Raw genomic sequence first — 21,606 nt, 5'->3', positions numbered from 1 at the left:
TCGCTGCCTTCGGGCAGCACGATGCGCTTGTTCGCCGCCTGGGCGCGCTTGACCAGCTGGTAGCGGAACGCCGGCGGCGAAAGGCGCAGCTCGCGGGGGCTGCCGCAACGCTGCTTGAGCCAGTCGTGCTCGATATGGCTGGCGACGAACTCGGTCACCTTCTCGGCGCGCTCGCGGTCGTCGATCGGGATTTCCTTGTTCAACCGGTTGAGGTTGGTCGCGGTGTCGTAAGAGCCGGTCGAGACCGTCAGCACCGGCAGGCCGCTCTGCAGCGCGCCCTTGCAGAGTTCCATGATCCGCGGATCGGGCGTGAAGTCGCTGCACAGCAGCAGCCCGGCCAGCGGCACGCCGTTCATGGCCGCCAGGCTCGAGGCGAGGATGATGTCGTCGCGATCGCCTGGCGTGACGACCAGCACGTCGGGCTTGAGCAGTTGCACGGTGTTGGGCACGGCGCGGGCGCACAGCACGATCTTGCCGACGCGGCGCTGCTCGTATTCGCCGGCATTGAGCACCCGGGCGCCGAGCAGGTCGGCGATGTCGCGGGTGCGCGGCGCGTTGAGCTCGTCCGCCCAGGGGATGCAGCCGATCAGCCGGAAGTAACCGCTGTCGAGCATCGGCGCGTGGCGCTTGAGGCGCTGGACGAAGTCGTCCATCCCCGCTTCGTGGCGCACCTTGTTGAGAATCACGCCGAGCACCTTCGGGTCCTTCGGCCCGCCGAACTGCTGGGCCTGGATCTCGATGCGCCCGTAGAGCTCGCCGAGGGTTTCGCTTTCCGGCGCGCTGACCAGGATCACGTCGGCATCCAGGCTCTTGGCCAGGTGCTGATTGACACGCGCGGCATAACTGGCCTGGCGGGTCGGCACCATGCCCTCGACGATCACCACGTCCTTGTCCTGAGCGGCCTGCTGGAACAGGCTGACGATCTCCTCGAGCAGCTCGTCGACGTGGCCGTCGCCGAGCATGCGCTCCACCTTGGCCAGGCCGAGCGGCTTGGGTGGCGTCAGGCCGTGGGTGCGGGCGATCAGCTCGGTGGAGCGTTCCGGCCCTTCGTCGCCCGCATGCGGCTGGGCGATGGGCTTGAAGAAGCCGACCTTCAGGCCGTTGCGTTCGAGCGCGCGAACCAGGCCGAGGCTGATGGAGGTCAGGCCGACGCCGAAACCGGTCGGCGAGATGAAGAAGGTGTGCATCCGGTTCTCCTTTGAGAGCGAAGCGGGCAGGGCGCGGCGACCGCGCAGGTGTGCCGCGCGTGCGCGAATCAGGCGTCCAGCAGGCCCAGGGTGTCGAGGGCGATCTGCCGTTCTTCGTTGGTCGGTACCACCAGCACCCGTGGGCGGCCGTAGGCCTGGATGAACCCGGACACGCCGCGGATGCAGCGCGCATTGGCCTCGCTGTCCAGCTCCAGGTTGAACAGGCGCAGGTGCTCGACGATCTTGCGCCGGATCAGGGGCGAGTTCTCGCCGATTCCGCCGGTGAAGATCAGGCCGTCCAGCTGGGACAGGGCGCAAGCCATGGCGGCCAGCGACTTGGCGACGCGGTAGCAGAACACTTCGATCGCCAGCGTCGCGCCGGCATGCCCCTGTTCGCGCGCCTGTTCCAGGGTGCGCATGTCGTTGGACAGGCCGGACAGGCCTTTGACGCCGCTGTCGTTGTTCAGCATCCGGTCGATCTGCTCGAGGCTCCAGCCCAGCGCTCTGGCCAGGTGGCTGTGCAGGTTGGGGTCGACGTCGCCGCTGCGGGTGCCCATCGCCACGCCTTCCAGCGGCGTCAGGCCCATGCTGGTGTCGCGGCTCTGGCCGTTGACGATGGCGCAGGTGGAACAGCCGTTACCGAGGTGCGCGCTGAGCCAGCTGCTGTCGCCCACGGCCAGGTTGGCCATGCTGGCGGCGCGATGGCTGACGAAGCGGTGGCTGGTGCCGTGGAAGCCGTAGCGCCGCACGCCGTGCTGCCGATAGAGGTGGTCGGGCAGGGCGTAGCGGAAGGCGTGCTCGGGCAGCGTCTGGTGGAAGGCGGTGTCGAAAACCGCGACGTGCGGCAGGCTGGGGAACAGCTTCATCGCCGCTTCGATGCCCTGCAGGTTGGCCGGGTTGTGCAGCGGCGCCAGGGGAGCGGTCGCGGAGATCGCCGACAGCACCTTGTGGTCGATCCGCGTCGCCTGGGTGAAGAATTCCCCGCCATGCACGACCCGATGGCCGATGCCGTGGAGCTGGCCGCCGGCCACCGAATTGACCATCGGCAACAACTGCGAAAGGGCGGCGCGATGATCGGCGTTGGGGATCAGCATGCTGTCCTTTTCGCCGCTGCTGCGCTGCCAGTGCAGTACCGCGTCGGCGGTACCGAGCCGCTCGGCCAGCCCGCTCAGGGGAAATTGCGAATGGGCTTCGTTGACCAGCGCGAACTTGATCGAAGAGCTGCCACAGTTGACCACCAGAATGTTGCGTGCAGACATCGAGACTCCTTCATGTTGTATCGCTGCCCTTGGCGCACCAGCCACAGGGGAACGGCTTGCCGAGCCTGGCTCGACGCTGTTCGGGATCGAGCACCCAGGCACGCGATTGCCAGGGGGGCTGGTGTCGCAGGTGCTGCGTATGGCCGCACGACAAGACTGCCACCCAATGCAGGTCTTCGTCCTGACGAAAATCAATCAGATACGAAATCGCGGGCATGGCCTTTCCCGTTCATCCGGCCTCGATTCGCAATACTCGCGGGCCGCGGTTAAACTTTGGCATTCACAATTCTCAAGCAAAGGTCCTATCCCATGCTGATCGCCGCCAACAAGGCTGTCTCCATCGACTATACCCTCACCAACGATGCCGGTGAGGTAATCGACAGCTCTTCCGGCGGTGCGCCGCTGGTCTACCTGCACGGAGCAGGCAACATCATCGCCGGCCTCGAGAAGGCCCTGGAAGGCAAGCAGAGCGGCGACCACGTACAGGTCGCGATCGAACCCGAGGATGCCTACGGGGAATACAGCGCCGAGCTGGTCGCGACCCTGAGCCGCGCCATGTTCGAAGGCGTCGACGAGCTCGAGGTCGGCATGCAGTTCCACGCCTCCGGTCCGGACGGCAGCATGCAGATCGTCACCATCCGCGACGTCGAAGGCGACGACGTGACGGTCGACGGCAACCACCCGCTGGCCGGCCAGCGCCTGAACTTCGACGTCAAGATCGTCGACGTGCGCGAAGCCAGCGAAGAGGAAATTGCCCATGGTCACATCCATGGCGAAGGTGGTCATCATCACTGAGGTCGGCTGACGCTGATCCCTGTGTGACCCTTGGACATGGTTGACAGTGCCCGGCCCCGGTCGGCTAGCGTTAAGGAGGCGTTCCGGTGCTGCCGGAGCGCCTTTGTCCTCTGTAGGAGTTGAAAATGAGTGCGTTCCACGAGTTGAAGCTGCCGGCTCTGGGAGGTGGGGAGCTGCCGCTCGCGCCCTTCAAGGAAAAGGTGACCCTGGTCGTCAACGTCGCATCGCAATGCGGCCTGACCCCGCAATACGCCGGCCTGGTGAAGTTGCAGCAGGACTACGGCGACCGCGGCTTCAGCGTACTCGGCGTGCCCTGCAACCAGTTCGCCGCTCAGGAGCCTGGCTCCGACGAAGATATCCAGGGCTTCTGCCGCGCCACCTATGGCGTCAGCTTTCCGCTGACCGGCAAGCTCGAGGTCAACGGCCCGCAACGTCACCCGATGTACCGCCTGCTGGCGGGCGAGGGCGCCGATTTCCCGGGCGACATCAGCTGGAATTTCGAAAAGTTTCTGGTCGGCAAGGACGGCCGAGTCCTGGCGCGCTTCTCCCCGCGCACCACGCCGGACGATCCGGCGCTGATCCAGGCCATCGAAAAAGCCCTCGGCGACTGAACCCGCTCTTGCCCGGCCGGTTGCGCGCCGGGCACCGTTTTCCCCTTGCCGCTCCATCTCCCTCACGGTTGGCTGCCGATAAGCATCGCTGATGATGCTGGGTATCCGAGACGACCGGTCATATTCTCGGCGCCATGAACAGCCGATCCCGCTCCGACAAGCATGCACTGATCCTCGCCAGGGGCGCGCAGGTGATGACCCGGCGTGGCTATCACGGCACCGGCGTGCTGGAGATCGTGCAGGCGGCGGGCGTGCCGAAGGGCTCGTTCTACCACTACTTCGCCAGCAAGGAAGACTTCGCCCTGCAGGCGCTCGATCATCTCTATCGGCCGCGGTTGCAGCGCTACGAGCGTGCCCTGACCGATACCCGGCTGCCGCCGACGCAGCGCATCCTCGATTACTACCGCGACCTGGTGGCGCACTTCGCCCGCCAGCCGACCCCCGAGTACCACTGTTTCATCGGCAGCCTGAGCTTCGAGATGGCCGAGCTGTGCCGGCCGATCGGCCTGCGGGTCGAAGCGATACTCGAACGCTCGGTCACGCTGCTGGCGGACTGCCTGGAAGCGGCACGCGAGGCGGGCGAGATCGACGCCGAGGTGGAATGCCGCTCGCTGGCCGAATTCATCGGCAATGCCTGGGAAGGTGCCCTGATGCGGATGAAGGTCGGTGGCCGGGTGGCGCCGCTGGAAAGTTTCCTCGGTCAGCTGGAGCAGCTTCTGCGCCATCGCTGACCTTTCTCTTTTTTCCGGTTCGCTAGACGACCGGTCATTTCAACTGCATGGAGTTGCCCTCGATGACCGCTGCACAGTCCCTGTTCCAACCCTTTCGCCTCGGCTCGCTGACCGTTCCGACCCGCGTCGTGATGGCGCCGATGACCCGTTCCTTCTCGCCGGGCGGCGTGCCGAACCAGGCCGTGGTGGAGTACTACCGGCGCCGCGCGGCGGCGGGCGTCGGCCTGATCGTCACCGAAGGCACCACGGTGGGGCATCCCGCGGCCAACGGGTATCCCAACGTCCCGCGTTTCTATGGCGAGGACGCCCTGGCGGGCTGGAAGCAGGTGGTCGAGGCGGTGCATGCCGAGGGCGGCACCATCGTTCCGCAGCTGTGGCACGTGGGCAACGTGCGCCGGCTCGGTACCGAACCGGATGCGAGCGTGCCGGCCTACGGGCCAATGGAGAAGCGCAAGAACGACACGCTGCTGGTCCATGGCATGACCAGGGACGATATCGCCGAGGTCATCGCCGCGTTCGCCCAGGCCGCCCGGGACGCCAAGGCGATCGGCATGGATGGCGTCGAGATCCACGGCGCCCACGGCTACCTGATCGACCAGTTCTTCTGGGAGGGCAGCAACCAGCGCACCGACGAGTACGGCGGCAGCCTGGCCAACCGTTCGCGCTTCGCCATCGAGCTGATCCAGGCGGTGCGCGAGGCGGTGGGTCCCGATTACCCGATCATCTTCCGCTTCTCGCAGTGGAAGCAGCAGGACTACAGCGCGCGCCTGGTGCAGAGCGCCGAGGAGCTGGGGGAGTTCCTCAAGCCCCTGTCCGACGCCGGAGTGGACATTTTCCACTGCTCGACCCGGCGGTTCTGGATTCCCGAATTCGAAGGTTCGGAGCTGAACCTGGCCGGCTGGACCCGCAAGCTCACCGGCAAGCCCACCATCACCGTCGGCAGCGTTGGGCTGGACGGCAGCGAGTTCACCCAGTTCTTCGGCAAGACCGACGAGGTGGCCCAGCCGGCCAGCATCGAGAACCTGCTGCAGCGCCTGGATGACCAGGAGTTCGACCTGGTCGCCGTGGGCCGCGCGCTGATCGTCGATCCGGAATGGGCGGCCAAGGTGCGGGACGGACGCATGCAGGACATCCTGCCGTTCAGCCGCGAGTCGCTGGCCACCCTGGCCTGACGCACGACGGCTCGACCCGCCGGGCTGCGTGAGCCGCCCGGCGGATCAGTCGCGCCGGACCAGGGAATTCCCGCCGCCCTCGCGCACCCAGAGCACGGTCGCACCGGCCACCGCGGCCGGCATGATCAGGAGGTTCACCACCGGGATCAGCAGCGCGGCGTAGGTCACCGCACCGAAGCTCAGGCTCTGCCAGCGCCGCTGGCGCAGCCAGGCCATCATGTCGTTCCAGCTCATCTTGTGGTTGTCGGCGGGGTAGTCGATGTACTGCACGGCCATCATCCAGATGCCGAACAGCAGCCACAGCGGCGCAGCCACCAGGTTCACCACCGGAATGAACGACAGGATCACCAGTACCAGGGCGCGTGGCGCGAAGTAGGCCAGCTTGCGCAGCTCGCGGCCGATGGTGCGGGGCAGCAGGGCGAACAGCTCGCGCCAGCTGAACGGCGGGAAGTCGTCCTCGCCACGCACGACGACTTCGACCTTTTCGGCAAGAAAGCCGTTGAATGGCGAGGCGATGATGTTGGCGAACAGCGTGAAGGTGAAAAACACCATCAGCAGCACCAGCGCCACGAACAGTGGCCAGATCAGGTATTGGAGGAAGCTGAGCCAGTCCGGCAGGCTGGGCATGAAGGCATCCACCCAGCCGCCGAAGCGGCTGATGGCGAAGTAGATCAGGCTGGCGAAGACCAGCAGGTTCGCGGTCAGTGGCAGTACCACGAAGAGCCTCAGGCCGGGGCTGAGGACCAGTCGCAGGCCCTCGCGCAGGTACTGCGGGCCGGAAAGTGCAGCGGGCATGGGGGAACCTCCAGCGAACGAATGCGGCGACCTTACCGGCTTTGCCGGGCGGGTAAAAGCGCTCTGCCCGGACGATAGCCATTGCCTATGCCATGGATCGAATTCCTGAATTTCTGTGAACTGTGTGGCAGGCGTAGAGTTCGCGCCACTGGTTTCCCGAGGGTCATCCGCTCCATCAAGCCTTCCCCAAGTGCTGGGATGACCCTTTTTTATTCTCGCCGACAGGCAAGGAGTCCCCATGGCAGATCGTCACGCCCGACTGATCATTCTCGGCTCCGGGCCAGCCGGCTACAGCGCCGCGGTCTATGCCGCGCGCGCCAACCTCAAGCCGCTGCTCATCACCGGCATGCAGATGGGCGGCCAACTGACCACGACCACGGAAGTGGACAACTGGCCAGGCGACCCCCACGGCCTGACCGGTCCCGACCTGATGCAGCGCATGCAGGCCCATGCCGAGCGCTTCGAGACCGAAATCGTCTTCGATCACATCAATGCCGTGGACCTGGCCGGCAAGCCGTTCACCCTGATCGGTGACAGCGCCCGCTACAGCTGCGACGCCCTGATCATCGCCACCGGGGCGAGCGCGCGCTACCTGGGCCTGCCTTCGGAAGAAGCCTTCATGGGCCGCGGGGTCTCGGCATGTGCCACCTGCGACGGGTTCTTCTACCGCAACCGGGAGGTCGCGGTGGTCGGTGGCGGCAACACCGCCGTCGAAGAAGCCCTGTACCTGGCCAACATCGCCAGCCGGGTGACCCTGGTGCATCGTCGCGACAGTTTCCGTGCCGAGAAGATTCTTCAGGACAAGCTCCGCGAGCGAGTCGCCGAAGGCAAGATCGTGCTCAGGCTCGATCGTGAGGTCGACGAGGTGCTGGGCAACGAGATGGGCGTGACCGGCGTGCAGTTGCGCGGGCGCGAGGGGCAGGTCGAGCGGCTCGATGTCGACGGTCTGTTCGTCGCCATCGGGCATACGCCCAACACGGCGCTGTTCGAGGGGCAGCTGGCGCTGAAGGAGGGTTATATCGTCATTCATGGCGGGCGTGACGGCAATGCCACCGCCACCAGCGTGCCGGGCGTGTTCGCCGCTGGTGATGTCGCCGACCACGTCTACCGCCAGGCGATCACTTCGGCAGGTGCCGGCTGCATGGCGGCGCTGGACGTCGAGCGCTATCTCGACGGGATCTAGCTCCCGCTTCGCAATCCGACGGCCCGCGCATGCGGGCCGTTTTCGTTCAGGCCGGCTTGTGCGTGAGTGGCAGGCTCTCGAAACGCACGCCGGCCAGGCCGGTCTGCATCAGCGCACGGATATTGCGGTGGTCTTCGCCGTTCGGCGTCGCCAGCACGGCCTGGTAATGCTCGGCGAACGCCAGCAGCGCTTCTTCGGTGGAGAAGCCTTCGAGCAGGGCGAGCCCCAGGGTCTTGCACGAGCCCACGTTCTCACCCGCCGCGTTTTCCACATCGCCATTGGCGAAGCCGCTCGGCTGGTAAAGGTAGTGGTCGTCGATGAAGGCGAGGGTATCGCTGAACCTGTGGCTGCTGCCGTGCAGGCTGGCGCGGAACGCCGTCAGTGCTTCGCTCATTTCTGCCCCTTGTCGAATGCGGCCTGCTGCTCGGCGGTCGCTTCCTTCTGGTAGCGGTGCTTCCACTCTTCGTACGGCATGCCGTAGATCTCTTCGCGGGCCTGGTCGTAGCTGACTTCCAGGTCCATGTCTTCGGCAGCGGCCTTGTACCACTTGGACAGGCAGTTGCGGCAGAAGCCGGCCAGGTTCATCAGGTCGATGTTCTGCACGTCGGGGCGACTGCGCAGGTGCTGCACGAGGCGGCGGAAGGCGGCGGCTTCGAGTTCGAGGCGTTCTTGATCGTTCATGGTTCGGTCTCGGCGTGGCAGAGGTGGCCGCGATGATAACGCCAGCTCCGAGCGCCGGGCCAGCGTCCGCGCCTGGCGGATGGGCGGAACTTCCTGGCCCGCCTGCCGCCGGATAGACAGGTGGCTTACCCACGCAGTGCGGGCCCGAGAGAGGACACGGCGAACATGACGACGATGAGAGACAAGGTGGTGGTGGTGACCGGCGCGTCGGCGGGAGTCGGCCGGGCGACGGCGCTGGAATTCGCGCGCCAGGGCGCCCGCCTGGCATTGCTGGCGCGAGGCGAGGAAGGGCTGCAGGGTGCCCGGCGGGAAATCGAAGCGCTCGGCGGCAGCGCGTTGACGATTCGCGTGGACGTGGCCGATCCGGCCCAGGTCGACGCGGCCACCGAGCGGATCGAAGCCGAACTCGGCCCGATCGACATCTGGGTGAACAACGCGATGGTCACGATCCTCGCGCCGGTCCACCAGATCAGCGCCGAGGAGTATCGCCGGGTCACCGAGGTCAGTTACCTGGGGACCGTGCACGGCACCTGTGCCGCACTCAGGCGCATGCGGGCGCGCAATCGGGGCACCATCGTGCAGGTCGGCTCGGCGCTGGCCTACCGCGCCATTCCCCTGCAGTCGGCCTACTGCGCCGCCAAGTTCGCGGTGCGCGGCTTTACCGATGCCCTGCGGGTCGAACTCAGGCACGACCGCAGCCGGGTGCATGTCACCATGGTGCAGCTGGCGGCCTTCAATACGCCGCAATTCGACTGGGCCCGCACGCGGCTGCCGAAACGGCCGCAGCCGGTGCCGCCGATCTTCCAGCCGGAAATCGCTGCGCGCGGTATCGTCTGGGCCGCCGGGCAGCGCCGTCGCGAAGTCTGGCTGGGCTTTCCCGCAGTCAAGACGATTCTTGGAAACGGTCTGTTTCCCTGGCTGGCTGACCGGGTGCTGGTGCGGCAGGGCTACAGCGGCCAGCAGACCGAGCGGCCGGTGGCGGAGGATCGGCCGGACAATCTGTTCGAGCCGGTGCCGCGGGACATGGGCAGCCATGGCCGTTTCGATGCCGAGGCCAAGACGCACAGCGTCCAGGTGTGGGCGAGCATGCATCGCCGGGGCCTGGCGCTGGGTGCGCTGGCCCTGGCTGGCGGGGCGTTGGTGGCGGGTCTGCTCAGTCGCGGTGGCCGGCCAGGGTGATCGAGACCGACTCGGCAAAGCGCAGCGCGTGGGGCTTGTCGACTTCGACCTCGGCGTAGCGCACCGAGGGGTGGGCCATCACCAGGTCGAGAATCTCCTGGGTCAGGCGCTCCAGCAGGGCGAAGCGGTTGCTCTCGACATGGGCGATGATCGCCTTGGTCAGGGTGCGGTAGTTCAGGGCCTGCTCGATGGCGTTGTCGCGCACGGCGTCTCTGGCCGGATAGATCACCGTGAGGTTGATCAGCACGTCCTGCTTGTTGAGGATTTCCTCCTCCTTGATGCCGATGTAGGTGCGCAGCCTGAGGTCTTTGACGCGGATGCGCGCCATGGCGGGTTCCAGTCGGGGCATGTCGTTACTCCAATCAAGCAGGGGCGGTCAGATCAGGTGTCGACCGCCGTTGACCGGCAGCAGGGTGCCGGTGACGTAAGGGTTGTCCAGCAGGTAGCGCAGGCTCTGGTAGATCACCTCGGCGCCCGGTTCGATGCCCAGCGCGGACTTGGCCAGTGCCTTGCGGCGATAGGCCTCGTCGTCGCCCTCGTTGAACTGGATCAGCGCCGGCGCGATGCCATTGACCTTCACCGCCGGCGCCAGGCGCGCCGCGAACGACAGCGTGAGGCTTTCCAGACCGGCCTTGCTGGCCACGTAGGCGGTGTGCCGGGCGCTGCCCTTGCGGGTGACATCGTCGCTGATGTGGACGATGTCCGCCGGGCCGCCGTGGCGCAGCAGGTCGCTGCAGTGCAGGTTGATGAGGTAGGGCGCGAGCATGTGCACCTGGAACATCTGGCGAAACGCCTCGGCTTCCTGGCCCGGCGTGTCCGGGTGCCAGAGCGAGGCGTTGTGCACGATCGCACGCAACTGCCCGGTGGTGGCCTTGAGGGCATCGATGAAGGCGAGGATGCCGCCCTCGTCGCTGAAGTCCCCGTGCAGCGTGATCGCGCCGCGTGAGCGCAGCCGTTGCAGGCTGGGGCGCTCCTGGCGATAGCTGACGATCACCGGCTGGCCGTCGTCGAGCAGTCGCTCGGCGCAATGCAGGCCGATGCGCTGGGCCGCTCCGGTGATGAGAATCGGTGGCGTGTCTGGCTTCATGGCGGCTACTGCAAACGAGATGGAGTCAGGCGGGCATCGTCGGTCGCCGCGACGCCCCGGAGGGGCGCGTTGCCGCGGCGCGAGCGGGTGCTGAGCGGGGAGCTTACACCAGATCGAGCGGCATTTCGGGTTGCAGTTCCGGGTGCAGGCGGCGGTGCTGCCTGAAGAGGTAGCGGCGGATGCGCTCGGCGTCCTTTTGCTCGGGATAGTCGACCTCATAGGCGGTCATGCGCTCATCGACGTCGCGCACCCGTCGCGCCTCCAGCGGCAGGGTGTCGCCGCCGGGCAGTGCCAGGCGAAGCTGGAAATAATCCGGGGTGTTGCGCTTGCGGCTGGTGTCGACCAGCAGGCCGCTCGGCGACAGCTCGTGCACGCTCAGGCTGCTCCTGCCGCCGTCGGCTTCCAGCAGCGGCAGCGGCTTGTCAGGATGGAAGCGCCAGGCACGCAGCACCGGGCCGCGCTCGTAGATGATCGGTGCGGCCATCTTCAACTGCAGTACATGGAATTCGTCCTTGGCCAGCTGCAGCGGAAAGGACATGCAGAAATCGTCGAACTGGGCATCGAAGGTCAGCGTCGAGTGCTGCGCCAGTTTCAGGAGCGTCTCGTTGGACTGTGGGCCACCGTCGACCTTGAAGGCATGGGTATTCGACGACTGCCCCACGGTGGGCGGGCTCATCAGGCTGTTGATGTACTCCAGCTCGTCGCTGGAGAGAATGCTGTCGTCGGCCATCGGGATTATCCCTCTCGGGGGATGCTGAACCGGGCGTTGCGGGCGCCGGGCGGGCCGTCCCGTCGCGGGATCGGGGCCATGTGATTCGGACGGCGCTATGACCCCGCTGCCGTCGATTGGTTCCGCCAAAAACACGTCCGGTCGAGACCGCCGGTCAGCCGGCGCGGCGTTCGGCATGCTCTCGGCCGAAGCGCGCGATGGGGCATAATCGCGGCTTTCAATGGAGCGACATCATGAAGATCGCGATTTTCTCGGGCTCGGTCTACGGCACAGCCGAAGACGTGGCCCTGCATGCAGGGGAGCGGCTGCGAGCGGCCGGCTTCGAGGTCTGGCACGACCCGCGGGCGCAGCTGCCGCAGATCCTGGCGTTCGGCCCCGACGCGCTGCTGGCGGTGACGTCCACCACCGGCATGGGTGAGCTGCCCGACAATCTGCTGCCCCTGTATTGCGCCATTCGCGACCAGTTCCCGGTCTGGCAAGGCTTGCCCTGCGCCGTCATCGCGCTGGGCGACGCCAGTTATGGCGATACCTTCTGCGGCGGCGGCGAGCAGATGCGCGAGCTGTTCGCGGAGCTGGGCATGCGCGAGGTGCTGGAGATGCTGCGCCTGGACGCCAGCGAGACGGTCACCCCGCAGACCGACGCCGAGCCCTGGCTCGATCGCCTCGCGGCCGCGCTGCGGGCTTAGCGCCCCTGTCCCGGTGGGCCACTGTGCTGGCTGACAACGCAACTGGGCGAGTGTGCCGGGCACGCTAGACTCAGCCTTCGTCAGAACAACAACAGATGAGGTGCACCGTGACGGCTCTACATACGCTTCCCGCCGTGAGAGATCACGTCAGCCCGGCCGAGTGGCAGACCCGTGTCGACCTGGCGGCCTGTTATCGACTGGTGGCCCTGCATGGGTGGGATGACCTCATCTTCACCCACATCTCGGCGCGGATTCCCGATAGCGATCATTTCCTGATCAACCCCTACGGGATGATGTTTCACGAAATCACCGCCTCGAGCCTGGTGAAGATCGATCTGGCCGGCAACAAGCTGATGGACAGCCCCTACGACATCAACCCCGCCGGCTATACGATCCACAGTGCGGTACACGAGGTTCGCCACGACGTGGCGTGCGTGATGCACACCCACACCGCTGCCGGTGTCGCGGTGTCGGCACAGCGCCAGGGATTGCTGCCGATCAGCCAGCAGGCGCTGTTCGTGCTGGCCAGCCTTTCCCACCACGGCTACGAAGGCGTGGCGCTCAATCACGACGAAAAGGCGCGGTTGCAGGCCGATCTCGGCCGCACCGGCTTCATGCTGCTGCACAACCACGGTCTGCTGACCTGCGGGCGCAGCATCGCCGATACCTTCCTGATGATGTTCACCTTCCAGCGTGCCTGCGAGATCCAGGTGATGGCGCAGTCCGGCGGCGCCGAGCTGATCCCCATTCCCCAGCAGATCCTCGACGGCGCCAAGGCGATGGCCGCCGCGGTGACCAAGACGTCCCAGGGCATGGGCGGCGCGCTCGCGTGGCCAGCGCTGTTGCGCAAGCTCGATCTGCAGAGCCCCGGATACGACGCCTGAGGCTCAGCGGCGCGCCGCGAAGGCCTGCAGCTCGGGATAGAAGTGGCGGAAATCTTCGCTGAGCGGCGCGTAAAGGCGTTCGAGTTCCTCCAGGCTGCCGTCCAGCGCCTGTGGCCGCGACAGGCGCCGGCTCATGCCGGCGATCACCTGCTCGAGCACGCCGAATTCGCGGTAGCTGCCGAGCCAGTCCTGTGCGGCCATGCGGGGCGCGATCTGCGCCAGTGCGCCGGGCAACTCGGGTTCGTCCTGCAATACCCGATAGACACGCCGGGTGAAGGCGTCGAGGGGCTCTTCGGCATAGTCGTGCCAGTTCGCCGCGAGGCAATGGTCGAAGAACAGGTCGACGAGAATGCCGGCCAGGCGCCGGCGTTCGGCTGGAAAGCGTGCCTTGGCCATCAGCACGCGCGGATGGCTGTCGGTGAAGAGGTCGATCTGGCGGTGCAGGCGAATGCCGGCCTCGATGTCGGCCGGCCAGCGTCCCTGCAGCGGACCCTTGACGAAGTCGCCGTACAGGCTGCCGAGCAGATCGGCCGGACGCGGGCCGCCCAGGTGAAGGTGCGCGAGGTAGTTCATCGCCCAAGCTTAACCCAGACGCTGCCCCGGCTGGCGCCGCCGTCGTCGGTCAGGCGGCGGCCCTTTCGATCTCGGCGCTGCCGTAGAGCGCTTCGGCGATCGCCGCGTGACTCAGGCGCGCCAGGCTGTTGCGGTTGAGGCCCGTGGTCTCGATGGGCGTGAGCAGCTGGATTTCCACGTCGGCCTCCTCGTCGCGAAGCAGCCGCAACAGGTGGGAGAGGAGATCGTCGTCGCCGACGAAGGGCGTCAGCCGGTCGGGTTCGCCCTTGCGGCGATAGCGCAGCGCGACCGGCTGCAGCGGCACGCCGGCATCGATGGCGCATGACAGCAGGCGGGCATGGAAGGTGCGCAGGGCAGTGCCATCGGTGGTGGTGCCCTCGGGGAAGATCAGCAACGGGCGCCCGGCCTGCAGATGGTCGCCCAGCAGTTGCCGGACCTCGGCACTGTCGCCTGCGCCCCGGCGGATGAACAGGGTGCCGGCCTGCTGGGCGAGCCAGCCGATCACGGGCCAGCGGCGCACCTCCGATTTGGACAGGAACGACAGGGGCGTCAGGCTGCCCAGAAGCGCGATGTCCGTCCAGGACAGATGGTTGGCGAGCCACAGCATCGGTCGGTCCGGCAGTTCGCCGCGCACCTGAACGCGAAATGGCAGCGTCGCCGTCAGGCGGTCGAGGAACAGGCGGGTCAGTTGCTGCCGGTAGGCGGGGTCGTCACGGCCCAGGCGCCGGCGCAGTGAAACCCAGCAGGCCATGGCCAGGCCCTGGGCGATGACCGCGGCGAGGCGCAGCAGTCGGCGATACAGGCGTAGCCGCGTCATCTCACACCGCCGCCTTGAAGTGGCGCGCATAGCGCGGGCAGAGTTCGTCGCGCTTGAGCAGGATGAACACGTCGGCGACCTGGAAGTCCGGGTCCCAGCACGGCTCGCCGCAGATTTTCGCGCCCAGGCGCATGTAGGCCTTGAGCAGCGGCGGCATCTCCGAGATCAGGTTGCCGGGCAGATCCAGCGGCGGCAGCGGGTTCTTCGGCTCGGCCCGCACGTGCTCGGTGCACAGGTAGCGTTCGCGCAGCCGCTGCATGATGGCCTGCGCCTGGATGCCGCCGTCCTGCATGGGAATGCTGGCGCAGCCCATCAGGTAGCGATAACCGCCGCGGTTGAGCGCCTCGGCCAGTTCACCCCAGAGCACGGCGATGGTCGCGCCATTGCGGTAATCGGGATCGACGCAGGTGCGACCGATTTCGAGGATCGGGCCGTCCAGGTGCGCCAGCCCGTGCAGGCTGAATTCCTGCTCGCTGTAGAAGCTGCCCAGCCCGCGTGCGGCGACGTGGTCGAGCAGGCGAGTGGTGGCCACCAAGGCTCCGGAGTCCAGATCGCGAACGCCGATGTGCTCGCAATGGGGATCGTAGTCATCCATGTCCAGGCCGAATTCCTCGCCTTTCAGGCGCGCCGCGAATTCCTGGCTGAACACGCGGTAGCGCAGGGCCTGGGCCTCGCGCAGGGCATGCGGGCCGACCAGGCGCTCCGCTTGCAGTCGACGATGTGCCAGGGTGCGGGTCGATACGATCGCGGTCATGCTGTGTCTCCTGAGGTCGCCGCAAGCGGCGTGACGGCCAGCCCGCCCAGCCTGGGTTGGCGGTCGGGTTGGCAGGCTCAGGCTAGGTAGCGGTGGTGTCAGGCAGGTGACGAAGGGATGATGCTTGGATGACAGCCGTGGCGGCCGTGCACGGCGTCGCGATCGGCCTCGCGGCAAGGGGTTGCGCCCTGCAGGGGCGATGCCTCGACGGCGTTCGAATCGGGCCTGATACGCGCCCGGGGGCTGGAACTCTGGCCGGCTTCCCAAGCCTATATCTGGGCGTGCGAGACCCGATTCGGCCTGGCGGCTCGGCATCCTCGCACCGCGGCGGCGCGTGGCTGTCGCGAACGAACCTTCGCAAAGGGATTTCATGAAGCAGCAGAGCAAGCCCGATGCCGAACGTGGCGGTAGCGGTGTTCCGCGTATCCGCCGATCGTCGTCGTCCCCTGAACAACGCAACCCCGTCAGGTGCATGCATCGGCGTCCCGCCGTCTCTGGCCGGGGGCGCCTGTGCTGAGGCTGGCGGGCGGGGTGTTTCCATGGCGCGATGGCAACCGCTTCCGGTTGCTGCTCGACGGGCCGATCTTCTTTCCGGTCATGCTGGAGGCCATCGGTACGGCGCGCCGCACCATCGACCTCGAGTTCTATCTGGTCGAGGACGGCCGCTGCGCCGATCGGCTGGTCGATGCGCTGGTCGAGGCGGCCGGGCGCGGTGTGGCGATACGCTGCCTGTTCGATGGCTTCGGCTGTCTCAAGCTGGGGCAGAAACCGCGCGACCGGCTGGCTCAGGCCGGCATCGACCTGCGCATCTACAACCCTCTGTCGCTGCGCCTGCGCTTTCGCAACCTGCACCGCGATCACCGCAAGATCCTCCTGATCGACGGTCGCGTCGGCTATGTCGGGGGTGCCGGCATCACCGACGAGTTCTGGGACCCCGAGAACCCGGACCAACATTGGCACGAAGCGATGGCGGAAATCAGCGGCCCGTTGCTGACGGACTGGCAACGCCTGTTCGAGGCGCAGTGGGTGCATTGCCTGAAGCGGCGCATCTGGCAATTGCCGGTGCCGGTCCGGCCGCCGCGGATTCCGCCCAGCCCGATGGCGACCGAGGGCATGGGGCGCGTGGCCTACGCGGCCGCGCGCCAGCACCGGGACGTGCTGCACAGCCTGCTGCGCAATATCCGCCTGGCCAAGGACAGGATCTGGCTGGCGACTCCGTATTTTCTGCCGACCGGCAAGGTCCGCCGCGCGCTGATCCGCGCGGCCCGCCGCGGCGTCGACGTGCGCCTGCTGCTGACCAGTCGCAACACCGACCATCCGCCGGTGCGCTACGCCGGGCAGCGCTACTACCCGCGCCTGCTGAGAGCCGGCGTGCGGATCTTCGAATATCAGCCACACTTCCTGCACCTGAAGATGGTGCTGGTGGACGACTGGGTCAGCGTCGGCTCCTGCAATTTCGATCACTGGAACCTGCGCTGGAACCTGGAAGCCAACCTCGAGGTGATCGACCCGGGGTTCGCCCGCGAGGCGGCCCTGAGCTTCGAGCAGGATTTCCAGCAGAGCCTGGAGATCGACATGGCGCAGTGGAGGCATCGGCCGCTGTTCACCCGCCTGCATCAGCGCCTGTGGGGCACGCTCGACAAGCTGCTGGTCAATGTTTTCAACCGCAGCGGCTGAGCCTCGGCCGCCCTTGCCTTTTCATCGGAGGACATGCACATGGCCGCGAAAAAGATCCTGATGCTGGTGGGAGATTACGTCGAAGACTACGAGACCATGGTGCCGTTCCAGGCGCTGCAGATGGTCGGGCACAGCGTCCATGCCGTCTGCCCGGACAAGAAGGCCGGTGAGTCGGTGCGTACCGCCATCCACGACTTCGAGGGCGAGCAGACCTACAGCGAGAAGCCCGGTCACCGCTTCGCGCTCAATTTCGACTTCGACCAGGTGCGTGCCGAGGAATATGACGCGCTGGTGATTCCCGGCGGTCGCGCCCCGGAGTACCTGCGGCTGAATGACGAGGTGCTGGCGCTGGTCCGGGCCTTCGCCGATGCGCGCAAGCCGATCGCGGCGGTGTGCCACGGCGCTCAGCTGCTGGCCGCGGCGGGTGTGCTTCAAGGGCGTGCCTGCAGCGCCTATCCGGCCTGTGCTCCCGAGGTGAAGCTGGCCGGCGGCGAGTTCATCGACCTTCCGGTGGATCAGGCGCATACCGAGGGCAACCTGGTCACGGCGCCGGCCTGGCCCGCGCATCCGGCCTGGCTGGCGGCGTTCCTCAGGCTGCTCGGCACCGAGATCCGCCCCTGAGCCAATGGCTGCGGCGGCTTTGCCCGGCGCAGCCGCTCCACTATGCTGTCGACCCTTCATCGACCGAGGCGAGGCTCACAGTGCCTGATTCTTCCCATGACCCGCTGCACGGCGTAACGCTCGAAGCCATGCTCGTCGAGCTTCAGGCCCGTTACGGGTGGGATGGCCTTGCCAAGCGAATCGACATTCGCTGCTTCAAGAGCGAGCCGAGCATCAAGTCCAGCCTGACCTTCCTGCGGCGCACGCCCTGGGCGAGGGAAAAGGTCGAGGCGTTGTTCGTGCGGATGCGCCAGTCGCGCTGACCAGGCGGCGCGCATAAAAAAGCCCGGCACAGGCCGGGCTTTTTTAGCGTACGCAGCGGTTACTGCACTTCCACCGCCAGGCTTTCGGCGATCTTCTTGTTCCAGATCGCGGGGCCTGTGATGTGTACCGATTCGCCCTGGGTGTCCACGGCGACCGTGACCGGCATGTCCTTGACCTCGAATTCGTAGATCGCTTCCATGCCCAGCTCGGGGAATGCCAGCGTCCTGGAACCCTTGATCGCCTGCGACACCAGGTAGGCGGCGCCGCCCACGGCCATCAGGTAGACCGCCTTGTTGTCGCGAATCGCGTCGATGGCGATCGGGCCACGCTCGGACTTGCCGATCATGCCGAGCAGGCCGGTGCTTTCCAGGATCTGGCGGGTGAACTTGTCCATCCGCGTCGCGGTGGTGGGACCGGCCGGGCCTACCACTTCGTCGCCGACCGGGTCGACCGGGCCGACGTAATAGATGAAGCGACCCTTGAGGTCCACCGGCAGCTGCTCGCCCTTGTTGAGCATGTCCACCATGCGCTTGTGGGCTGCGTCGCGGCCGGTGAGCATCTTGCCGTTGAGCAGCAGGGTCTCGCCCGGTTTCCAGGCCTGCACTTCTTCCGGCGTGATGGTGTCCAGGTTGACACGGCGCGCGGACGGGCCGGCTTCCCAGACGATATCCGGGTAGGCGTCCAGCGGCGGCGCTTCCAGCGCGGCGGGGCCGGAGCCGTCGAGGATGAAGTGCGCGTGGCGGGTGGCGGCGCAGTTGGGGATCATGCACACCGGCAAGGAGGCGGCGTGGGTCGGGTAGTCCATGATCTTGACGTCGAGTACCGTCGTCAGGCCGCCCAGCCCCTGGGCACCGATGCCGAGCTGGTTGACCTTCTCGAACAGTTCCAGGCGCAGCTCTTCGATGCGGTTCTGCGGGCCGCGCGCCTTGAGCTCATGGATGTCGATCGGCTCCATCAGCACTTCCTTGGCCATCACCGCGGCCTTCTCGGCGGTGCCGCCGATGCCGATGCCGAGCATGCCCGGCGGGCACCAGCCGGCGCCCATGGTCGGCACGGTCTTCAGTACCCAGTCGACGATCGAGTCGGACGGGTTGAGCATGGCCATCTTCGACTTGTTTTCCGAGCCGCCGCCCTTGGCCGCCACGTCGACCTCCACGGTATTGCCGGGCACGATGGAGTAGTGGATGACCGCGGGAGTGTTGTCCTTGGTGTTCTTACGGGAACCCGCCGGGTCGGCGAGGATCGAAGCTCGAAGCACGTTCTCCGGCAGGTTGTAGGCGCGACGCACGCCTTCGTTGATCATGTCGTCCAGGCTCATGGTGGCACCGTCCCAGCGGACGTCCATGCCGACCTTGACGAAGACGGTGACGATGCCGGTGTCCTGGCAGATCGGGCGGTGGCCGGTGGCGCACATGCGCGAGTTGATCAGGATCTGCGCCATGGAATCGCGTGCAGCCGGAGACTCTTCACGCAGGTAGGCTTCGTGCATGGCCTGAATGAAGTCGATGGGGTGGTAATAGGAAATGAACTGTAGGGCATCGGCGACGCTTTGAATCAGGTCGTCTTGCTTGATCACGGTCATGCTGCGCGTCCTCTAGGGGGGCGGGAACAACCGAGGCGCGCCGAGCCAGGCAGCTGGCGCGCTCTCGCAGGAAAAACGCGCGGCAGTATAGCGCGCTGCATTGAATGGACACAGCCGCAGGAGAGAAGGGATGCGTACTAGGCTTTCGTCGGGCTTTGACGTAAATTGCCATCAAAATGATATCGCGGGACGGACCCCATGGGCGTGATGCGTGACGAGGGGGCTCAACAGGCGCTGCAGCTATTGCTGCTCAAGCGCTTCGGCATGGCCGCCGGGACCTATGCGCTGGCCTTGCTGCTGACCTGGCTGACCGTGGTCGGCGGGTTCTACCAGGCGCCGGCCAGCTCGGCGGTGGCCAGCGGCGCGATGATCGTTGGCAGTCAACTGATCTTCCTCTATTTCTTTCGCAGCGGGCACAACCTGCGCTTCGAGGACCCGAGCCTGACCGAACCCCAGGTGCTGGTCGGGCTGCTCTGGCTGACCTATTTCCTCGCGCATCTGGGCGAGGCCCGGGGCTCGCTGATCGTCCTCTACATCCTGGTGCTGCTGTTCGCCGCGTTCAGCCTCAAGCCCCTGGTCTTCGTCCGTTGCGCCGCCCTCGCGTTCTGCAGCTATGCCGGGCTCAACCTGTGGGATTACTTCAACCGGCGGCTGGTGCAGCCTGAGCTGGCCTTGCTGGAGGCCTGCGTGCTGCTGGTGATGCTGGTGTGGATGAGCCTCTTCGTCAGCTACCTGTACCGGATGCGCCAGCGGATGCGGCAGCGGCGTATCGCCCTGCAGGCGCACCAGGAGACGCTGCGCGGCATGATGCGTCAGCTCGAGGACCTGGCGTCCACCGACGAGCTGACCGGGCTGTTCAACCGGCGGCATTTCATCAAACTGGCCGAGATCGATATCAGGCGCCTTCGCCCGGGGCATCGCTCGGGGCTGGCGCTGATCGACCTGGATCACTTCAAGCGCATCAACGACGTGCATGGTCACGCCAGTGGCGACCTGGTGCTGCAGTGCTTCGCCAGCATCGCCCGGGGCTGCCTGCGAGAAGGCGACATCCTGGCCCGCTACGGTGGCGAAGAGTTCGTCCTGCTGCTGCCGGACACCGGGCCGGAGGCCTTCAAGGCGTGCTGCGAGCGCCTGCGCGAAGCCTTTGCCACGGTGGAGGTGCCGGGCACCGCCGTCGACACTTCGCAGCTGAGCCTGTCGGTGGGCATGACCCTGCTGAGCGCGGACGACGACCTGGAGGCGGCCCTGCAACGTGCCGACGAGGCGCTGTACGAGGCCAAGCGCAGCGGACGCAATCGTTGCCACCCGTCCTGGGCGCAGGGCGATGCCTGAGCTGTGCTGCGCCGGGCAGTGCTGGACGGTCGAAGCCGGCGCTAATCTGCTCGATGCGCTCAACCTCGCCGGCTACCGCGTTCCCTATAGCTGCCGCGCCGGCAGTTGCCACGCCTGCCTGGTGCTTTGCACCGAAGGCGAGCCCGAGGACGCCAGGCCAGACGCCTTGCCACCCGAGCAGCGCGCGGCGGGCTGGCGCCTGGCGTGCCAGTGCCGGGTCCGTGAGCGCCTGACGGTCAGGGTCTACGATCCCGAACGAGAGGGCATCCCGGCCAGCGTGCACTCGCTGGACTGGCCCGCCAGCGGCATCGCCCGGCTGCGCCTGCAGCCCCGACGGCCCTTTCGCTACGACGCCGGCCAGCATGTCCTGCTCTGGGCCACGCAGGACGTCGCCCGGCCGTATTCGCTGGCCAGTCTTCCGGTCGAGGACGCCTGGCTGGAATTTCATATCGATTGCCGCAAACCCGGCCTCTTCGCCGACAGGATGCGTCGCCTCGCGCCGGGCGACACCTTGCGCCTGGGCAACCTGCATGGCGGGGCGCTGCACTACGACCCGTTGTGGGACGGCCAGCCGTTGCTCCTGCTGGCCAGCGGAACGGGGCTCGCGCCGCTGTGGGCGATCCTGCGCGAGGCGCTGCGCCAGGGGCACGGGGCGCCGATCCGGCTGGTTCATCTGGGCAGCGGCTATATGGACGAGGCGCTGCAGGCGCTGGCCCGGCAGCACCCGCAGGTGGACCTGGAGCGGATCGAGGAAGGGCAGGGCCGGCAATGGCTCGCCGCCCTGCAGCCGGCGTCGCGGCGCACCATCGCATTGCTCTGCGGTGGGGATGACTTCGTCCAGGCGGCCACGCGGCGCCTGTTCATGGCCGGCTTGCCGCGTGGGCAGATATTCAGCGACACCTTCGTGTCGGCCACGCACGACGCATAAAAAAGCGGAGGGGCCGGGAGCCGCTCCGCTTGGTACCGC

Annotated in this window: 26 protein-coding genes; 13 read left to right on the top strand and 13 right to left on the bottom strand. The window is 66.8% G+C overall.

The window, feature by feature from the left end:
• The 3 genes from DN824_RS10170 to DN824_RS10160 all read right to left on the bottom strand — a co-directional run.
• The coding region (locus DN824_RS10170) for an AAA family ATPase (RefSeq protein ID WP_158295378.1) at nt 1–1,187 on the bottom strand (1,187 nt) is incomplete at its 3' end.
• A 68-nt stretch (nt 1,188–1,255) separates the two neighbouring features.
• Nucleotides 1,256–2,446 (bottom strand): acetate kinase, encoded by a 1,191-nt coding sequence (locus DN824_RS10165; protein ID WP_138408287.1) that lies wholly within the window; start codon nt 2,444–2,446, stop codon nt 1,256–1,258.
• 10 nt (nt 2,447–2,456) lie between these two features.
• The gene (locus tag DN824_RS10160) at nt 2,457–2,663 is read right to left on the bottom strand and encodes a DUF3565 domain-containing protein (RefSeq protein ID WP_138408286.1); all 207 of its coding nucleotides are present in this window, start codon (nt 2,661–2,663) and stop codon (nt 2,457–2,459) included.
• Nucleotides 2,664–2,755: 92 nt separating this feature from the next.
• Here DN824_RS10160 and DN824_RS10155 point away from each other — a divergent pair, with 92 nt between their 5' ends.
• The 4 genes from DN824_RS10155 (at nt 2,756) to DN824_RS10140 (ending at nt 5,755) form a co-directional block, all read left to right on the top strand.
• Nucleotides 2,756–3,241 (top strand): FKBP-type peptidyl-prolyl cis-trans isomerase, encoded by a 486-nt coding sequence (locus DN824_RS10155; RefSeq protein ID WP_138408285.1) that lies wholly within the window; start codon nt 2,756–2,758, stop codon nt 3,239–3,241.
• 125 nt (nt 3,242–3,366) lie between these two features.
• A complete protein-coding gene (locus tag DN824_RS10150) occupies nt 3,367–3,852 on the top strand; it encodes a glutathione peroxidase (protein WP_138408284.1) in 486 nt (161 codons plus the stop codon).
• A 134-nt stretch (nt 3,853–3,986) separates the two neighbouring features.
• The gene (locus tag DN824_RS10145) at nt 3,987–4,583 is read left to right on the top strand and encodes a TetR/AcrR family transcriptional regulator (protein ID WP_138408283.1); all 597 of its coding nucleotides are present in this window, start codon (nt 3,987–3,989) and stop codon (nt 4,581–4,583) included.
• Nucleotides 4,584–4,645: 62 nt separating this feature from the next.
• Entirely contained in the window at nt 4,646–5,755 is a 1,110-nt protein-coding gene (locus DN824_RS10140) for an NADH:flavin oxidoreductase (RefSeq protein WP_138408282.1), read from the top strand.
• Between the two features lie 45 nt (nt 5,756–5,800).
• Here DN824_RS10140 and cysZ read toward each other — a convergent pair whose 3' ends face one another.
• Nucleotides 5,801–6,550, bottom strand: a complete 750-nt coding sequence (cysZ, locus tag DN824_RS10135; protein ID WP_138408281.1) for a sulfate transporter CysZ — start codon at nt 6,548–6,550, stop codon at nt 5,801–5,803.
• A gap of 238 nt (nt 6,551–6,788) precedes the next feature.
• Between cysZ and trxB the strand changes: the two genes are divergently transcribed.
• Nucleotides 6,789–7,733 carry a thioredoxin-disulfide reductase gene (gene trxB, locus DN824_RS10130; RefSeq protein WP_138408280.1) on the top strand — a complete coding sequence of 315 codons (945 nt, stop codon included), beginning with the start codon at nt 6,789–6,791 and terminating at the stop codon, nt 7,731–7,733.
• A 46-nt stretch (nt 7,734–7,779) separates the two neighbouring features.
• Here the strand turns inward: trxB and DN824_RS10125 are convergent, their stop codons facing one another.
• Together DN824_RS10125 and DN824_RS10120 are read right to left on the bottom strand one after the other, a co-directional pair.
• Complete coding sequence (locus DN824_RS10125) at nt 7,780–8,127, bottom strand: HopJ type III effector protein (protein ID WP_138408279.1); 348 nt, start codon at nt 8,125–8,127, stop codon at nt 7,780–7,782.
• Entirely contained in the window at nt 8,124–8,414 is a 291-nt protein-coding gene (locus DN824_RS10120; protein WP_138408278.1) for a DUF1244 domain-containing protein, read from the bottom strand. Before DN824_RS10120 ends, DN824_RS10125 begins: the two co-directional genes overlap by 4 nt.
• 174 nt (nt 8,415–8,588) lie before the next feature.
• Between DN824_RS10120 and DN824_RS10115 the strand changes: the two genes are divergently transcribed.
• A complete protein-coding gene (locus DN824_RS10115) occupies nt 8,589–9,593 on the top strand; it encodes an SDR family oxidoreductase (protein ID WP_138408292.1) in 1,005 nt (334 codons plus the stop codon).
• Here DN824_RS10115 and folX read toward each other — a convergent pair.
• The 3 genes from folX to DN824_RS10100 form a co-directional block, all read right to left on the bottom strand.
• A complete protein-coding gene (gene folX / locus DN824_RS10110; protein WP_138408277.1) occupies nt 9,568–9,942 on the bottom strand; it encodes a dihydroneopterin triphosphate 2'-epimerase in 375 nt (124 codons plus the stop codon). The two genes, DN824_RS10115 and folX, sit on opposite strands and share 26 nt — an antisense overlap.
• Before the next feature lie 27 nt (nt 9,943–9,969).
• Complete coding sequence (gene folM / locus DN824_RS10105) at nt 9,970–10,680, bottom strand: dihydromonapterin reductase (RefSeq protein ID WP_138408276.1); 711 nt, start codon at nt 10,678–10,680, stop codon at nt 9,970–9,972.
• Nucleotides 10,681–10,783: 103 nt separating this feature from the next.
• On the bottom strand, nt 10,784–11,410 hold the full coding sequence (locus DN824_RS10100) for a PilZ domain-containing protein (protein WP_138408275.1): 627 nt from the start codon (nt 11,408–11,410) through the stop codon (nt 10,784–10,786).
• 233 nt (nt 11,411–11,643) lie between these two features.
• Between DN824_RS10100 and DN824_RS10095 the strand changes: the two genes are divergently transcribed.
• Together DN824_RS10095 and DN824_RS10090 are read left to right on the top strand one after the other, a co-directional pair.
• Nucleotides 11,644–12,096 (top strand): flavodoxin, encoded by a 453-nt coding sequence (locus DN824_RS10095; protein WP_138408274.1) that lies wholly within the window; start codon nt 11,644–11,646, stop codon nt 12,094–12,096.
• 95 nt (nt 12,097–12,191) lie between these two features.
• On the top strand, nt 12,192–12,980 hold the full coding sequence (locus tag DN824_RS10090) for a class II aldolase/adducin family protein (protein ID WP_138408273.1): 789 nt from the start codon (nt 12,192–12,194) through the stop codon (nt 12,978–12,980).
• Nucleotides 12,981–12,983: 3 nt separating this feature from the next.
• On the opposite strand, the gene DN824_RS10085 is transcribed toward DN824_RS10090, so the two are convergent.
• From DN824_RS10085 to olsB, 3 genes are read right to left on the bottom strand one after another with little or no spacing between them, the layout of a single operon-like run.
• Nucleotides 12,984–13,553 (bottom strand): acyl carrier protein phosphodiesterase, encoded by a 570-nt coding sequence (locus DN824_RS10085; RefSeq protein ID WP_138408272.1) that lies wholly within the window; start codon nt 13,551–13,553, stop codon nt 12,984–12,986.
• A gap of 49 nt (nt 13,554–13,602) precedes the next feature.
• Nucleotides 13,603–14,370 (bottom strand): lysophospholipid acyltransferase family protein, encoded by a 768-nt coding sequence (locus DN824_RS10080; protein ID WP_138408271.1) that lies wholly within the window; start codon nt 14,368–14,370, stop codon nt 13,603–13,605.
• A 1-nt stretch (nt 14,371) separates the two neighbouring features.
• A complete protein-coding gene (olsB, locus tag DN824_RS10075; RefSeq protein ID WP_138408270.1) occupies nt 14,372–15,124 on the bottom strand; it encodes an L-ornithine N(alpha)-acyltransferase in 753 nt (250 codons plus the stop codon).
• A gap of 513 nt (nt 15,125–15,637) precedes the next feature.
• Here olsB and DN824_RS10070 point away from each other — a divergent pair.
• The 3 genes from DN824_RS10070 to DN824_RS10060 all read left to right on the top strand — a co-directional run bounded on the left by DN824_RS10070 (nt 15,638) and on the right by DN824_RS10060 (nt 17,724).
• A complete protein-coding gene (locus DN824_RS10070) occupies nt 15,638–16,801 on the top strand; it encodes a phospholipase D-like domain-containing protein (RefSeq protein ID WP_241663862.1) in 1,164 nt (387 codons plus the stop codon).
• A 39-nt stretch (nt 16,802–16,840) separates the two neighbouring features.
• Nucleotides 16,841–17,422, top strand: coding sequence for a DJ-1/PfpI family protein (locus DN824_RS10065; RefSeq protein ID WP_138408269.1), 582 nt, complete (start codon nt 16,841–16,843; stop codon nt 17,420–17,422).
• Nucleotides 17,423–17,502: 80 nt separating this feature from the next.
• Nucleotides 17,503–17,724, top strand: coding sequence for a VF530 family protein (locus DN824_RS10060; RefSeq protein WP_138408268.1), 222 nt, complete (start codon nt 17,503–17,505; stop codon nt 17,722–17,724).
• A 59-nt stretch (nt 17,725–17,783) separates the two neighbouring features.
• On the opposite strand, the gene DN824_RS10055 is transcribed toward DN824_RS10060, so the two are convergent.
• Nucleotides 17,784–19,307 (bottom strand): fumarate hydratase, encoded by a 1,524-nt coding sequence (locus DN824_RS10055; protein WP_138408267.1) that lies wholly within the window; start codon nt 19,305–19,307, stop codon nt 17,784–17,786.
• A 198-nt stretch (nt 19,308–19,505) separates the two neighbouring features.
• Here DN824_RS10055 and DN824_RS10050 point away from each other — a divergent pair, with 198 nt between their 5' ends.
• Both DN824_RS10050 and DN824_RS10045 read left to right on the top strand, forming a co-directional pair.
• Entirely contained in the window at nt 19,506–20,639 is a 1,134-nt protein-coding gene (locus tag DN824_RS10050; protein WP_138408266.1) for a GGDEF domain-containing protein, read from the top strand.
• A complete protein-coding gene (locus tag DN824_RS10045; RefSeq protein WP_138408265.1) occupies nt 20,632–21,567 on the top strand; it encodes an iron-sulfur-binding ferredoxin reductase in 936 nt (311 codons plus the stop codon). Before DN824_RS10050 ends, DN824_RS10045 begins: the two co-directional genes overlap by 8 nt.
• Nucleotides 21,568–21,606: the final 39 nt, after the last annotated feature.

This window comes from Stutzerimonas nosocomialis, from assembly GCF_005876855.1.
In the GTDB taxonomy this organism is placed as follows: domain Bacteria; phylum Pseudomonadota; class Gammaproteobacteria; order Pseudomonadales; family Pseudomonadaceae; genus Stutzerimonas; species Stutzerimonas nosocomialis.
Note: the sequence above shows the minus strand (reverse complement) of the source record. Positions and strands in the feature narration are given on the sequence as shown.